This is a genomic window from Streptomyces sp. NPDC046977 (assembly GCF_040644455.1).
GTDB lineage: Bacteria > Actinomycetota > Actinomycetes > Streptomycetales > Streptomycetaceae > Actinacidiphila.
In genome coordinates this window covers 1-14,586 of record NZ_JBEYWO010000069.1, presented here as the reverse complement: position 1 = coordinate 14,586, position 14,586 = coordinate 1, and the positions used below count along the sequence as shown (strand labels likewise).

Genomic DNA, 14,586 nt, shown 5'->3' with positions numbered 1-14,586 from the left:
GGATCGCGACCGCCGCGGACGGGGCGCGTACGCTGCCGCTCGCCGGGCCGCCGCCCCCGCCGGTCACCACCCGGCGGCGCGGCGGGACCGCGACGCCGCCGAGGAACGAGGAGCAGGATGACCCCCGCGACACAGCCCCTGGACGTGCGATGGATCCACGGGTCCCCGTCCGCGAAGCACAACACCGACCCCGACATCCAGGTGTTCGCGTACTCCGAGGACACCGTCGTGCTGCGGCAGAACAAGGCGGTCCACTACGAAGCGCCCTTCCTCTTCCTGCTCTTCGGCGAGGAGCGGGCGGTGCTGATCGACACCGGGGCCACCGAGTCCGCCGCGTTCTTCCCGCTGCGCCGGGTCGTGGACGAGCTGGTCGACGCCTGGCGGGAGCGCCATCCGCGGGACGGGTACGGGCTGCTGGTGCTGCACACGCACGCGCACGGCGACCACGTCGCGGGCGACGGGCAGTTCACCGGCCGCCCGGACACCGTCGTCGTCCCGGCCGGGCGCGAGGGCGCGTGGCCGTTCTTCGGCTTCGACGCGGACCCGGACGCGGTGGCCCGTGTCGACCTCGGCGGCCGGGTGCTGGAGTGCCTGGCGACGCCCGGCCACCACGAGGCCTCGGTCACCTACTACGACCCCCGCACCGGCTTCCTGCTCACCGGCGACACGGTCTACCCGGGCCGGCTGTACATCGCCGACTGGGCAGCCTTCGTCCGCACCGTCGACCGGCTCATCGCCTTCGCCGCGGACCGCCCGGTCAGCCATGTGCTGGGCTGCCACATCGAGATGAGCCGCGAGCCCGGTGTGGACTACCCGATCCGCACCACCTACCAGCCGGACGAGCCGCCGCTGGAGATGACGGTCGGCCAACTCCACGAGATCCGGCGGGCGATCGACGAGATCGGCGAGCGCCGGGGCAACCACCCCTACCCCGGCTTCGTGATCTGCCGGCAGGACTGAGCCGTGCACGCCGCCGCCGTGACCCTGACCGTTCTGCTGCTGCTCGAGGTCGTCCCCTCGGCCGTGGCCCAACTCGCGCGGGCCCGCGCGGGTCTGGAACGCCTCGACGAACTGACCCGTCTCGGCCTGCTCCAGGGCCGGCATCCCCGGATACCCGTGCTGCTCGGCTCGCTGCACGCGCTCGGTGCCGCGGCTGTGATCGCGGGCCTGTGGCGGCCGCCGCTCGGCGTGGCCGGGGCCGCGCTGGAGGCGGCGATCTTCGCGTGGACGCTGTACCGCCAGCTGCGGGCCGGCGACCGGGGGCGGGCGCTCGGCGCCTACCTGCTCTTCCTCTCGATGGCACTGGCCGTCCTGGTGGTGAACGCCGCGCGTTAGGGCGTCTCGTCCCCCCGCGCCGGCGCGGAACTGCGCACCAGGACACCGCGTACGGGCACCGTGCCTGCCGCCGTGTCCGCCGGGTTCGCCGCCTGCGCGGCCGCCTCCGCCTGGCGTCCCCAGCGCTTGGCGATGACGGCGCAGACCATGAGCTGCATCTGGTGGAAGAGCATCAGCGGGAGCACCGCGAGGCCGGCCTGCGCGCCGAACAGCACGGTCGCCATGGGCAGGCCGGCGGCGAGGCTCTTCTTCGACCCGGCGAAGACGATGGTGATCCGGTCCGCCCGGCCGAAGCCGAGGCGCCGCGCCCCGTACGAGGTCAGCGCGAGCATCGCGGCCAGCAGCAGGGCCTCCGACAGCAGCAGCCCGAGCAGGCGCAGCGGCGTCACCAGGTGCCAGATGCCGCCGACCACGCCCTCGCTGAAGGCGGCGTAGACGACCAGCAGGATGGACCCGCGGTCGACCAGGCCGAGCACCTTCTTGTGCCGCAGGACGAAGCCGCCGATCCAGCGGCGCAGTACCTGTCCCGCGGCGAAGGGCACGAGCAGCTGGACCACGATCCCGAGGAACGAGTCCATCGAGAAGCCCGCCCCACTGCCGCCCAGCAGCACCGCCGCGAGCAGCGGGGTGAGCACGAGACCGGCGAGGCTGGAGAAGGAGCCGGCGCAGATGGCGGCGGCGACGTTGCCGCGCGCGAGGGAGGTGAAGGCGATCGAGGACTGGATGGTGGAGGGCACCAGGCACAGGAAGAGCAGCCCGGTCCACAGCTGCGGCGTCAGCAGGTACGGCACCAGGACGTGGGCCGCCAGACCGAGGACGGGGAAGAGGACGAACGTGCAGGCCAGCACGGTGGTGTGGAGCCGCCAGTGGCGCAGCCCGTCCATCGCCTCGCGGGTGGACAGCCGCACCCCGTACAGGAAGAAGAGCAGCGCCACGGCCGCGGTGGAGGCCCCTCCCGCCACATGGGCGCCCGCACCCCGGGCGGGCAGCAGGGCCGCGAGCAGGACGGTGCCGAGCAGCGCCGCGATGTAGGGGTCCAGGGGGAACCAGGACGGGTAACGCAGGCGGTGCATGGACTTCCTCATCGGTGCACGGACGTGACCTGTCCAGCTTGCCCGCGGCGCGGCCGATCGTAAATGGCATTGACCGCACTGACTGTCATCACGTTTCACGATGGCCACCGCTAGGCTGGGAGCATGTTCGACCCGGTGCAGCTGCGGACCTTCGTCACGGTCGCGGGGACGCTGAGCTTCACGCAGGCCGCCCGGCGGCTCGGCCTGCGCCAGTCGACCGTGAGCCAGCACGTGCGGAAGCTGGAGGAGGAGGCGGGACGGCAGTTCTTCGCGCGCGACACGCACAGCGTGGAGCTGACCGAGGACGGCGAGGCCATGCTCGGCTTCGCGCGCACGATCCTGGAGGCCAACGAGCGGGCGGCGGGCTGGTTCGCGGGCACCCGGCTGCGCGGGCGGCTGCGGCTGGGCGCGTCGGAGGACTTCGTGCTGACCCGGCTGCCGGAGATCCTGGAGGCGTTCCGGCGCGAGCATCCCGAGGTCGACCTGGAGCTGACGGTCGAGCTGTCGGCCACCTTGCACCGGCGGCTGGCCGCGGGACGGCTGGACCTGGTGCTCGGCAAGCGCGCGGCCGGCGACACGCACGGCGAACTGGTGTGGCGGGACCGGCTGGTGTGGGTGGCCGCCGAACGGTTCCGGCTCGACGCGCGGCGGCCGGTCCCGCTGATCCTCTACCCCGCCCCGGCGATCACCCGGGCCCGGGCGCTGGAGGTCATGGAACGGCACGCCCGGTCGTGGCGGATCGCATGCACCAGCGGCTCGCTGAGCGGGCTGGTCGCCGCGGCCCGCGCGGGGCTCGGGGTGATGGCGCACGCCGAGGGACTGCTCCCGCCCGGTCTGGTGCGGGTGCCGTCCCGCGCGGGGCTGCCGGACCTCGGCGGGGTGGACTTCGTCCTGCTGCACGGATCGCGGCGGCCCGCGGCCAGGGAGGCGGCGGACGCGCTGGCGGCGGCGATCCTCGACGGATCCCTCAGCGGGTCCCTCAGTGGATCCCTTCCGTCGTGATCTGCTTCACCAGGCGCAGGTAGGGCACGGTCTCCACATGTCGGACGCCCTCCAGCGCGCCGACCTGCTCGCTCAGATAGCGGTACATCTCCGCGGTGTCCCGGCAGATGACGACGGCGACGATGTTGGACGAGCCGGTGGTCGCCGCGACGAAAGCGGTCTGCCGGTGGGCGGCCAGCGCCGTGCCGACGGAGTGGAGCTCCGCCGGGGCCGCGGTGATCCAGAACACCGCCCGGATGTCGTGGCCGATCCACGCCGTGTCCAGCTGCACGTCGGTGTAGAGCACGCCGGAGCCGCGCAGCTGCTCCAGCCGGCGCTTGACGGCGGTCTCCGACAGCCCGGTGGCCCGGTGCAGTTCGGGGTAGGTGGCGCGCCCGTCACGCGCCAAGGCCGCGAACAGGGCTTCGTCGGCGGCGTCGAGGACGACGGTGCCGGGCTCCGGCAGGTCGGGCGGGGGCCGCCGCAGGGCGTCGGCCTCCTGGGCGGTGAGCGCCTCCCGTTTGGCGAACCACCCCAGCGCCCCGCCGTAGAAGGTGTGCAGGATGCTGTGGGCGCCGATCTCCACGATGCTCGGGGTACGCGGCAGCCGGCCCAGCAGCAGCGCGTCGTGCTCGTCGTGGCTGCGCGAGCGGGTGACGCACATGACCTCCGTGCCGCCCGCCATCAGCGAGATCCACGCCGTGTCCGCCCGCCGGGCCAGCGCCTTGGCGAGCGAATCGGCCGCCTCCGGCGTGCTGCGCAGCCGCAGCGCCCAGCGGGTCCTGCCGAGCAGTTCCTGCTCCGGCAGGGCCAGCACGCGCATCCCGAAGTCGGCGTGCAGGCGACGGTAGCGGCGCGCCACGGTCTGGTCGGAGACGCCCAGCACGTCCGCGAGGCGACTGAAGGGGGCCCGTCCGTCCAGTTGCAGGGCGTGCACCAGGCGCAGGTCGAGCTCGTCGAGCATGTGGGAATCCCCCACCTTTTCTCTCCTCGTGTCGGAATCCGGCGCATCACGGCTTGTGGCTGGAGGAACCTGGCCGTCCTTGGCGATGGTACGGAAGAGAGTCCCCGTCGAGGGACCACGGGGGACGTCAAGGAAGAGGGAAAATCCATGCGCAAGTGGGGACCGCTGGTGGCGGTCTGTCTCGGCACCTTCATGCTGCTGATCGACGTGACGATCGTGATCGTCGCGCTCCCGGACATCGCGGGCGCGCTGAACGCCTCGCTGTCCGACCTCCAATGGATGATCGACATATACGCGCTGGCGCTGGCCGCCCTGCTGCTCGGCGCCGGTTCGGCGGCGGACGTCATCGGGCGCCGCCGGATGTACGTGGTGGGGACGGGGCTGTTCGCCGCCGCGTCGCTCGCCTGCGGCCTGGCACCCGGCGCGGGCTGGCTGGTGGCGATGCGGGCCGTGCAGGGAGTGGGCGCGACGGCGATGTTCGCCACCACGATCTCGCTGATCGGCGCGGCCTACCAGGGACGCGACCGCTCGGTGGCGCTCGGTGTGTGGGGCGCGGTCAGCGGCGCGGCGGCGGCGCTCGGCCCGGTGCTGGGCGGCCTGCTGACGCAGGGACTGGACTGGCGGTGGATCTTCTTTGTCAACCTGCCGGTGAGCGTCGTCACCATCGCGCTCACGCTGCGCGTAGTGGGCGAGTCGAAGGGCGGCCACGGCGGCGCGCGGATCGACTGGCCGGGCACGGCGTCCTTCACCGCCTTCGCGGGCCTCACGACCTTCGCGGTGATCCGCGCGGACGAGGCCGGCTGGGCCTCGGCGCGCACGGCGACGACGTTCGCCTGCGCCGCGGCGGCCCTGGTGGTCTTCGTGCTCGTGGAACGGCGGTCCGCGCACCCGATGCTGGACCTCGCGCTCTTCCGGGACCGCTCGTTCACCGCCGTCATGGTCGGCGCGTTCGCCCTCGCCGGCACGGCGTTCGGCGTCCTGGCGTACACCTCGCTGTGGCTGCAGACCCTGCTGGGGCTGAGCCCGGTGCGCGGCGGACTGGTCCTGATACCGCTGGCGCTGGCGGCGTTCGTGGCCTCGGCGGTGGGTGGCAGGCTCCTGCACGGGGCGCCGTACCGGCTGGTGATCGGCGGCGGACTGGTGCTGATCGGCGCCGGTGCGCTGGCGCAGGCGGTGCTGGACGCGGGCTCCGGATGGGCCTCGCTGACCGTGGGCCTGGTGGTGGCCGGCCTCGGCGTGGGCCTGGTCAACCCGGCGATCGCGGGCGCGGCGCTGGCCTCCGTGCCACCGCGGCGAGCGGGCATGGCGGGCGGCGCGGTCAACACCTTCCGCCAGCTCGGCTACGCCCTGGCGGTCGCCGTCTTCGGCACGCTGCTCACCGGGCGGATGGAGGACTCGCTGCGCGACTCCGGCGTCCCCGACCCGCACGCCACCGCACGGGTGCTCGCGGGCGGCGGGGCCCGGGAACTGCTGGCCCGGGTGCCCGAGGCGCAGCGCCCGGCGGCCGACCACGCGCTGCACGCCGCCTTCGCCGCGGGGCTCGACGCGGCCGCCGTGACGGCGGGCATCGCGGGGCTGGTCGCGGGCGCGGTCGTGCTTGTCCTCGTACGGTCGAAGCCGCAGGCGGCGGCTCCGGAACGGGCCGTTCCGGAGCCGGTGGGCGCTGTAGAGCGAGGGTGATCCCCGCGCGGGGATTTGGTGCAGATCCGGACGGCGCCCGATCCGTCCGGACGTTCCCTCCCGGCCCCATGTTCCTTGCGGTAACAGGGAATCCGCTCGTCACCGGGGTGTGAGGGTCTCTCCGCAGACCCTCACACACGGTTTTCGCACCCCTCCCGCCCCGCCGCGCCATCGGGTAGCTTCTGCAACCGCCCGAGCGGCCGAGGAGCGACGTTGCGCGAGTTCACCATTCCCCCACTGGTGACGGCACCCCAGGTCGGCGGTCTGGCGGACTCCGTGTTCGCCGCCGCCGCGGAGGAGCCGGACCGTGTCGTGCTCGGCCGCCGGACCGGTCCCGAGGGCGCCGAGTGGGAGGACGTCACCGCCGCCCGCTTCCGGGACGAGGTCCTCGCGGTGGCCAAGGGCCTGCTGGCGCACGGCATCCGCTTCGGCGACCGGGTCGGCCTGATGTCCCGCACCCGCTACGAGTGGACCGTGCTGGACTACGCGCTGTGGACGATCGGCGCCCAGCCGGTGCCGATCTACCCGACGTCCTCCTCCGAGCAGGTGCGCTGGATGCTGCAGGACTCGGGCGCGGTGGCCTGCGTCGTGGAGCACGAGGACCACGCGATGACCATCGGCGCGGTCGTCGACGAACTCCCCCGGCTGGCCCGGCTGTGGCAGCTGGACTCCGACGCGCTCACCGAGTTGGCCCGGGACGGCGCCGACATCGACGACGACCTGGTCCACCGGCACCGCATGGCCGTCACCCCGGACGGCCCGGCCACCGTCATCTACACCTCGGGCACCACCGGCCGGCCCAAGGGCTGCGTGATCACCCACGCCAACTTCATGGCCGAGGCCGACAACGTCATCGCCAAGTACGAGCCGGTCTTCCACTCCCGGCCCGGCGACGAGGCCTCGACGCTGCTCTTCCTCCCGCTCGCCCACGTCTTCGGCCGCATGGTGGAGGTCGCGGCGGTGCGCGCCCGGGTGCGGCTGGGCCACCAGCCGAACCTGGCCGCCGCCGAACTGCTGCCGGCGATGGCCTCCTTCAAGCCGACCTTCGTGCTCGCGGTCCCGTACGTCTTCGAGAAGGTCTTCCAGGGCGCGCGCCGCAAGGCCGAGGCGAACGGGAAACTGGGGCCGTTCGAGAAGGCCGTCGAGATCGCCGTACGGCACGCGGAGGCCACCGAGGCGCGCGCCTTCGGCACCGGCCCCGGGCCCAGTGCCGGACTGCGGATGCAGCACCAGCTGTACGAGAAGCTGGTCTACGGCAAGGTGCGCGCGGCCCTCGGCGGCAAGGTCCGGCACGCCTTCTCCGGCGGGTCGGCGATGGACCGGCGGCTCGGGCTGTTCTTCGACGGCGCCGGCGTGCGGATCTTCGAGGGGTACGGACTGACCGAGACGACGGCCGCCGCCGTGGCCAACCCCCCGGAGCAGACACGTTTCGGCACGGTCGGGCTGCCCATCCCCGGCACCTCCGTGCACATCGCCGACGACGGCGAGGTGTGGGTGCACGGCGGCCAGGTCTTCACCGAGTACCTCAACAACCCCAAGGCCACGGCCGAGGTCCTGCACGACGGCTGGCTGGCCACCGGCGACCTCGGCGCGCTGGACGAGGACGGCTATCTGACCATCACCGGGCGGAAGAAGGAGATCCTGGTCACCAGCGGCGGCAAGTCCGTCTCCCCGGTGGTGCTGGAGGACCGGGTGCGGTCCCATCCGCTGGTGTCGCAGTGCGTCGTGGTCGGCAACGACCGGCCGTTCATCGCCGCGCTCCTCACCCTCGACCCCGAGGGCGTCGGGCACTGGCTGACGATGCGGGGCAAGCCGCAGCTGCCGATCGCCCGGCTGATCCACGACGCCGACCTGGAGACCGAGATCCGCCGGGCCGTGGTCGCCGCGAACACCCTCGTCTCGCAGGCGGAGTCGATCCGTACCTTCCGCATCCTGGCCGGCCAGTTCTCCGAGGAGGAGGGGCTGCTCACGCCGTCGCTGAAGCTGAAGCGGAAGGCGATAGAGAAGGCGTACACGAGGGAGATCGACGCCCTGTACCGGCACTGACCGGGAACGGGCCGGGAATGCGCGCCGGGACGTGATCGTTGGCCTATGCGTTACATGTATTCCACACGCGAACCTAAGGATCAGCCGCCTGTGAGCACGGTCCCCGACATCACCCTCAACAACGGCATCACGATGCCCCAGCTCGGCTTCGGCGTCTGGCAGGTGCCGGACGACGAGGCGGCCGTCGCGGTCGCCGCGGCCCTGGAGGCCGGCTACCGCAGCATCGACACCGCCGCGCTGTACCGCAACGAGCGGGGCACCGGCCGCGCCGTCGCCGCCTCCGGCATCGCCCGTGAGGACCTGTTCGTCACCACCAAGGTGTGGAAGACCGATCTGGGCCACGACAACGCGCTGCGCGCCTTCGACGCCTCCCTGGACAAGCTCGGCCTCGACTACGTCGACCTCTACCTGATCCACTGGCCGAGCCCCGCGCGCGGCCTGTACCTGGAGACCTGGCGCGCCCTGGAGAAGATCCACGCCGATGGCCGGGCCCGGGCGATCGGCGTCTCGAACTTCCCCGTCGCGCAGCTGCAGCACCTGCTCGACGAGGGCACCGTCGTGCCGGCCGTCAACCAGATCGAGCTGCACCCGAACCTCCCGCAGGCCGAACTGCGCGCCTTCGGCGCGGCCCACGGCATCGCCACCGAAGCCTGGTCGCCGCTCGGCCAGGGCCGCGGCCTGCTCGACGAGCCGGCGCTCGCCGCGCTGGCCGCCAAGCACGGCAAGAGCCCGGCCCAGATCGTGCTGCGCTGGCACCTCCAGCTCGGCAACGTGGTCATCCCCAAGTCCGTGACCCCCGCGCGGATCAAGGAGAACATCGACGTCTTCGGCTTCGAACTGGACGCCGGGGACCTCGCGGCCATCGACGCCCTCGACAACGGCGGCCGCCTGGGCCCCGACCCGATGGCGTTCAACTGACGTTGGCCTCGCCTCGCACGGCACGAGGGCGGCGGACCGGCGACCGGTCCGCCGCCTCTGCCGTTTCCGGCAGTCGCCCACGAGCCCTGCCTTCGATAACCCCCCGCGCTGTGAGGGGGGTTGAGCTGCCGGTCTAGCCTGCGGTCATGCTGGACTACGAGAGGGAGGCGGCCCGGTACGACGCCACCCGGGGCGGGGTACCACGGGCGCGGGCCGCCGCCGAGGCCGTGCTGGGGCTGGTGCCACGGGAGGCGCGCACGCTGCTCGACGCGGGGTGCGGGACGGGCCTGGTCACGCAACGGTACGCACGTCCCGGGCTGCGGGTGCTGGGGGTGGACGGCGCGACCGCCATGGCACGGATCGCCAGGGCCCGCACAGGGCCGGGGGTGATGGTCGCCGACGTCCGCCGGCTGCCGTTCGCGACGGGGTCGCTGGACGCCGTGTCCACGGTGTGGGTGCTGCACCTGCTGCCGTTCGCGACGGACGTGGTCGCGGAGTGCGCACGGGTCCTGCGGCCCGGCGGGGTGCTGGTCACCACCGTCGACAAGGACGCCGGGCACGACGTGGGCAGCGACATCGACGCGCTGCTCGGACCCTTCCGGCGGCGCGAGCCGTACGACGCCGAAGGGCCGGTCCTGCGGCACGCCGCGGCGCACGGCCTGCGTCCCGCCGGGGAGGCCCGCTTCACCGGCCACGGACAGGGCCGGGCCCCGCGCGAGCTCGCCGCACGGATCGCCGCGGGCCACTTCGCCTCCGCGCTCGTGCTGGGCGAGGGGGACGTCGCCTCGCTGGCCGGGCGGCTGGCGGCACTGCCGGACCAGGACAGGCCGCGGCCCGATCCGGTCTACCGGCTGGTCGCCCTCGCCAAGGGCCCGGATTCCGCTACAGCGGCGGCTCGTTGAGGAGTTCCTTCAGCCACAGCGTCATCCGCTCGACCGGCACCGTGCCGGCGGCGGTGCCGGAGCCCGTGGCGGGGAAGACCCGGCCCCAGGTGTGGGCGCGGCCGACCGCGCCGACCCGGCAGGCCAGGCTCGCCAGCCGGCGCAGCGCGGGCAGGTCGTGGCCCTCGCCGCCCCAGGAGTCCAGGTAGCGGTCGCGCAGCCGGGCCACCACCTCCGGGCCGTCCTCGCCGTGCCGCCGGTGCGCCATCCGGGCGGTCACGAGCAGGCTGGTGAAGGGGTGGGCGAGGGCCGCGTCGCCCCAGTCGAAGAAGACATAGGCGTCGCCGCGGTGGAAGACCTGGTCGTCGTGGAGATCGGCGTGGTCGAGTGCCGCGCCGATGCCGGACCCGTCGAGTTCCGCGCACCAGTCCGCGAACCGCGGGCGGACGGCACGGACGTCGGCGGGCGCGTCGGTGCGGTGGATCAGCTCGTCCAGCAGCTCCGGCAGCCGCGCGGGCCGCAGGTCGGGCACCCCCAGCGCGGCCATCTCCTCCGCGCGGTGCGCGGTGGCCCGCTGCAGGGCAGCGTACGCACGCAGCGGGGCCTCCCAGTAGTAGGGGCTGCCTCCCGGCCGGTCCGCGGTGCCGGCCAGCAGGGGCCCGCCGTCCGGCAGCAGCGCCCAGGCGCGCCCGGTGTCCACCGCCAGCGGAGCCAGCACCCGGCCCGGCACCCACCCGTGCAGGGCTCTGGTCAGCGCGGGCTCGAAGGCGGAGCCCGGGGGGTTCGCCTTGAACCACACCGTCTCCCCCGAGGTGGTGGGGATGCGCACGACCACCGACCAGGGACGCAGCCGGGCCAGCCACTGCTCCCGGGCCCGCGGTCGCAGACCGCGGCCGGTGATGGCCTGCTCCGCCCAGGCGAGGGCGTCGTCCCGCCACGCCCGGTCCGCCCAGGGCGTCGGTCCCTCGTGCTCCCCGATGTCGATCCGCGGTTCCCGCTCCATCAACGCATCACAGCACGGCCACCCGCGCCGCGCACCTGCGTTACGGTCGGCGCATGACGACGACCACGGCCGGCCCCGGCCCGTCCGTCGCGGGGGTGGGCGCCCTGCTGCGCGGCTGGCGCGAACGGCGCCGGATCAGCCAGCTGGAACTCGCGCTGCGGGCCGACAGTTCGGCCCGGCACATCAGCTTCATCGAGACCGGCCGCTCGCGTCCCAGCCAGGCCATGGTGCTGCGGCTGGCGGAGCACCTGGACGTACCGGTGCGGGAGCGCAACGCCCTGCTGGTGGCGGCCGGTTACGCTCCCTCCTTCCCCGAGACGCCGCTGCGCGACCCCGCCATGGGCCCACTGCGGGACAGCCTCGACCGGCTGCTGGCCGCGTACGACCCGTACCCGGCGCTGGTCCTGGACGGGATGTACGACGTCGTGGCCGCCAATCGCGGGGTCGCCCTGCTCCTCGACGGCGTCGCCGGGCACCTGCTGCGGCCCCCGATGAACGCCCTGCGGATCACCCTGCACCCGCAGGGCCTCGCCCCGCGCATCCTCAACTTCCGCGCGTGGCGCGGCCATCTGCTGGAGCGCGTCGAGCGCCAGATCACCATGAGCGGCTACGCGCCGCTGCGCCGGCTGCACGAGGAGCTGGCGGCCTATCCGGTGGACGGCGCGCACCCGGATCCGCCCGTGCCGGACGGCCCGCACGCCCCCTTCGCGCTGCCGCTGCGGGTCGCCCATCAGGGCCGGGAGCTGTCGTTCCTGTCGACGGCCGCCACCTTCAACACCCCCATGGACATCACGGTCTCCGAGCTGGCGATCGAGACGTTCCTGCCCGCCGACCCGGAGACCGCCGCCGCCCTCAGGGCGGCAACGCCACCCGTCAGCCCTGCGGAATCCGGTCCAGGAAGCCACTGACCGAGCGGATCCGGCCGTCCCCGGCCAGCGTGATCACGTCCGACCCGGCCACCGGTGCCGTTCCCGCGGGTGCGCCCTGCGGCCCCAGTTCCCAGGAGAACCGCGCGATGTCGTGGTAGCCGTCGACGCTCCCGGTGAGGGTGAACACCAGGCCGGGGAACTGCTCCGCCACGCCGTCGATCAGCGCGCCGATGGCCTCGTGCCCGGTGGCGTCGGCCAGCGGGTCGGTGTAGCGGCCGTCCTCCGTCCACGCGGCGGCCACGGCCTTGGCCCGTGCTTCCGCGTTCCCGGGGCTTCCGGCGTTCCACGCCTCGAAGTACCGGGCCACCGCGGTCTCGTACCGGTTCTGCTCCATGCCGTTTCCTCTTCCTCCCGCTCGTGGTGGTGGGCCGAGCGGACGGGGTGGAGTGCGCCGCCCCGTCCGCCGGTACGTCCACCCTGCCGGGGCGGCGCGGAGGCGTCGATTACCTCGGAGGTAGCGGCAGGTGGTCGCCGAGTACGGGGGCGAGGGCCTCGGCGTAGGCGTCGGCCATGTGGCTCTCGTCGCGGTAGACGAAGACGTCGCCCACGACGACCGGGCAGGCGCCCGCGTCCGTGCAGAACCAGCGGGTGGGGTCGAGGACGGTCGCGCCGGTCGTCCGGGCGGCCGCCCGGTTCGCGGCCCCGCGGACGGGGTCGTGGACCGCGCCGGGCAGGTGGTTGGTGCAGACGTCGAGGTGGAAGGGGTGAGCGGCCGCGCAGTCGACCGCGTCGGCCCGGGGCCACGGGGTGTCGAGGAGGGCGACGACACGGGTGCCGTCCCGCGCGAGCGCGCGGTACGTGGCCTCGAAACCGGCGGTCCACTGCCGCAGCGGGTCGTCCGCCGGCCGGCTCGGGGTACCGGCGTCGGAGGAGGAGGCGACGACCAGCGCCGGGTGCAGCGCGTGGATACGGTCGAGGGCCTTGGCCCGCCACTGGTCGCAGGCGCGGTACGGGCCGGCCCCGTTGACGGTGGTCACCGCGGCCACCTTGCAGGAGGCCTTGGTCAGCGAGACCAGCTTCCAGTGGCGGGCCTTGGCGAGCCGGTCCAGCGCGGGGAACCACTGCGCCGCGTGGGAGTCGCCGAAGAGGACCACGGTGCGGTCCGCGGACGTGTCGCCGTACACGCACCGGGGCACCGCGGTACTGCCGTAGTTGACGTGGCAGCCGTCCTGGTAGACCGCCGACCGCACGGACGTGATGTCCGCCAGCGCCGGGCTCAGGTTGCCGGGCAGGCTCGTCGCCGCGCCGTCCAGCAGCTCGGCGAGCCGCTCGCCCGGGTCGGGGGCAGCGGTGAGCGCGGGCTTCAGGGCGGGCGCGGACGCGGACGAGCCGACGGCGGGCGGGAAGGCCGAGGCGACCAGGACCGTCGCCACGGCGCCCGTCGTCAGCGCGGCGCCGAGCACGAGCCCGCGGCCGGGGCGCCGGAGCAGCGCGGGGTGGAAGCGCACCCGGTTCTCGACCAGGTGGAGCGTCAGCCATGCGGGCAGCAGGGCGAGGGCGCCCAGGCCGACTCCGAGGAGCGGGTCCGCGGGCACTCCCAGCGCCACCGGGACGATCACCAGCAGCGGCCAGTGCCACAGGTACCAGCCGTACGAGAGTCCGCCCAGCCAGGTCATCGGCCGCCGGGCGAGCAGCGCGCGGGCACCCCACTTCGGTGCCGGCGCGCAGCCGCCCGCCAGGACGAGTACGGCCCCGAGCACCGGCAACAGGGCGTGGTAGCCGGGAAAGGGGGTGTTCGTGTCGAATACCACCGCGGACAGCAGGACAGCGCCCAGCCCCGCCCACGTCATCGGCGCCGCCCAGCGCGCGGGCAGCCTGCGCAGCCGGACCGCGGCCAGGGCGGTCAGGGCGCCCGCGCCGAGCTCCCAGGCCCGGGTGTGGAAGCCGAAGTACGCCCAGGAGGGCGACCCCTGTGTCGTCCACACGCTCAGCCCGAACGACACCAGGCAGAGCACGGCCAGTGGCAGGGCCAGCCCGCGCCGGCGCCGGGTGAGGCGCGCGGCGGCCGGCAGGAGCAGTGGCCACAGGAGGTAGAACTGCTCCTCCACGGCGAGCGACCAGAAGTGCTGGAAGGGCGAGGGCGGGGCGCTCTGGGCGAAGTAGTCCGTGCCGTGGACGGCCAGCCGGAAGTTCACGGCGTACAGCGAACTGCCCAGCGCGTCACCGGCGTACTCGGCGAAGCGGATCTTCGACAGGAACAGCCACGCGCCGGCGACCGTGGCGAGGACGACGATCGTGGACGCGGGCAGCAGGCGCAGCGCCCGCCGGGCGTAGAAGGCGCGCAGGGAGACGGTGCCGGTGGCCAGTACTTCCCGCAGGAGGAGCGTGGTGATGAGGAAGCCGGAGATCACGAAGAACACGTCCACGCCGGCGTAGCCGCCCGCCAGGTGCGGCACGTCCGCGTGCGCCAGCACCACCATCGTGACCGCGACGGCGCGCAGTCCCTGGATGTCCGGACGCCACGCGTGGCCCTTGCCCGCCCGGGCGGGGCGCGGCGCGGGGACGGCGGTGCGGGGCGCGGGCACGAGCGGCCCGGCTGCGCGTGGCGAGGTCGGCGTGCGGCCGGCAAGGGATCTCGATATCACTCCCTGTACTGTCCGGAACCGCGCGCGCGTTCTTGTGACCCCGGTCATACGTGCGGAGCCCCGTGGTGCCGGGTGGCGCCACGGGGCCCGGTCGCAGGGGCCGTGAGGGAGCCACCCGCGGGGAAACGAAGATCAGCCCTTACGGGCAGTGACCTCCTCGGTCAACTGCGGCACCACCTGGAACAGGTCAC

At 73.8% G+C, this 14,586-nt stretch carries 13 protein-coding genes; 8 read left to right on the top strand and 5 right to left on the bottom strand.

Translation table 11 applies throughout. The annotated features are described in order from the left end of the window. Nucleotides 1-117 precede the first annotated feature (117 nt). On the top strand, nt 118-960 hold the full coding sequence (locus ABZ883_RS42575; RefSeq protein WP_360917540.1) for an MBL fold metallo-hydrolase: 843 nt from the start codon (nt 118-120) through the stop codon (nt 958-960). 3 nt (nt 961-963) lie between these two features. Beyond that, nucleotides 964-1,335 carry a DoxX family protein gene (locus tag ABZ883_RS42570; protein WP_360917537.1) on the top strand — a complete coding sequence of 124 codons (372 nt, stop codon included), beginning with the start codon at nt 964-966 and terminating at the stop codon, nt 1,333-1,335. Here ABZ883_RS42570 and ABZ883_RS42565 read toward each other — a convergent pair. Beyond that, nucleotides 1,332-2,408, bottom strand: coding sequence for a bile acid:sodium symporter family protein (locus ABZ883_RS42565; RefSeq protein WP_360917534.1), 1,077 nt, complete (start codon nt 2,406-2,408; stop codon nt 1,332-1,334). The genes ABZ883_RS42570 and ABZ883_RS42565 overlap by 4 nt on opposite strands. A gap of 123 nt (nt 2,409-2,531) precedes the next feature. Between ABZ883_RS42565 and ABZ883_RS42560 the strand changes: the two genes are divergently transcribed. Then, a complete protein-coding gene (locus ABZ883_RS42560) occupies nt 2,532-3,410 on the top strand; it encodes a LysR substrate-binding domain-containing protein (protein WP_360917531.1) in 879 nt (292 codons plus the stop codon). On the opposite strand, the gene ABZ883_RS42555 is transcribed toward ABZ883_RS42560, so the two are convergent. Continuing rightward, nucleotides 3,388-4,353, bottom strand: a complete 966-nt coding sequence (locus tag ABZ883_RS42555) for an AsnC family transcriptional regulator (RefSeq protein ID WP_360917543.1) — start codon at nt 4,351-4,353, stop codon at nt 3,388-3,390. The genes ABZ883_RS42560 and ABZ883_RS42555 overlap by 23 nt on opposite strands. A 147-nt stretch (nt 4,354-4,500) precedes the next feature. Between ABZ883_RS42555 and ABZ883_RS42550 the strand changes: the two genes are divergently transcribed. The 4 genes from ABZ883_RS42550 (at nt 4,501) to ABZ883_RS42535 (ending at nt 9,899) form a co-directional block, all read left to right on the top strand. Continuing rightward, complete coding sequence (locus ABZ883_RS42550; protein ID WP_360917527.1) at nt 4,501-6,033, top strand: MFS transporter; 1,533 nt, start codon at nt 4,501-4,503, stop codon at nt 6,031-6,033. A 213-nt stretch (nt 6,034-6,246) separates the two neighbouring features. Next, nucleotides 6,247-8,079 carry an AMP-binding protein gene (locus ABZ883_RS42545; protein ID WP_360917523.1) on the top strand — a complete coding sequence of 611 codons (1,833 nt, stop codon included), beginning with the start codon at nt 6,247-6,249 and terminating at the stop codon, nt 8,077-8,079. A 90-nt stretch (nt 8,080-8,169) separates the two neighbouring features. Then, complete coding sequence (locus tag ABZ883_RS42540; RefSeq protein ID WP_360917520.1) at nt 8,170-8,997, top strand: aldo/keto reductase; 828 nt, start codon at nt 8,170-8,172, stop codon at nt 8,995-8,997. A gap of 146 nt (nt 8,998-9,143) precedes the next feature. Then, nucleotides 9,144-9,899: a class I SAM-dependent methyltransferase gene (locus ABZ883_RS42535; protein ID WP_360917517.1), complete on the top strand. Its 756-nt coding sequence runs from the start codon at nt 9,144-9,146 to the stop codon at nt 9,897-9,899. Here ABZ883_RS42535 and ABZ883_RS42530 read toward each other — a convergent pair. Further along, entirely contained in the window at nt 9,880-10,881 is a 1,002-nt protein-coding gene (locus ABZ883_RS42530) for an aminoglycoside phosphotransferase family protein (protein WP_360917514.1), read from the bottom strand. The genes ABZ883_RS42535 and ABZ883_RS42530 overlap by 20 nt on opposite strands. A 53-nt stretch (nt 10,882-10,934) precedes the next feature. Here ABZ883_RS42530 and ABZ883_RS42525 point away from each other — a divergent pair, with 53 nt between their 5' ends. Then, complete coding sequence (locus ABZ883_RS42525; protein ID WP_360917511.1) at nt 10,935-11,789, top strand: helix-turn-helix transcriptional regulator; 855 nt, start codon at nt 10,935-10,937, stop codon at nt 11,787-11,789. Here the strand turns inward: ABZ883_RS42525 and ABZ883_RS42520 are convergent. Together ABZ883_RS42520 and ABZ883_RS42515 are read right to left on the bottom strand one after the other, a co-directional pair. Beyond that, nucleotides 11,755-12,144 carry a nuclear transport factor 2 family protein gene (locus ABZ883_RS42520; RefSeq protein WP_360917508.1) on the bottom strand — a complete coding sequence of 130 codons (390 nt, stop codon included), beginning with the start codon at nt 12,142-12,144 and terminating at the stop codon, nt 11,755-11,757. The genes ABZ883_RS42525 and ABZ883_RS42520 overlap by 35 nt on opposite strands. Before the next feature lie 109 nt (nt 12,145-12,253). Beyond that, nucleotides 12,254-14,335, bottom strand: coding sequence for an acyltransferase family protein (locus tag ABZ883_RS42515; protein ID WP_360917505.1), 2,082 nt, complete (start codon nt 14,333-14,335; stop codon nt 12,254-12,256). Nucleotides 14,336-14,586: the final 251 nt, after the last annotated feature.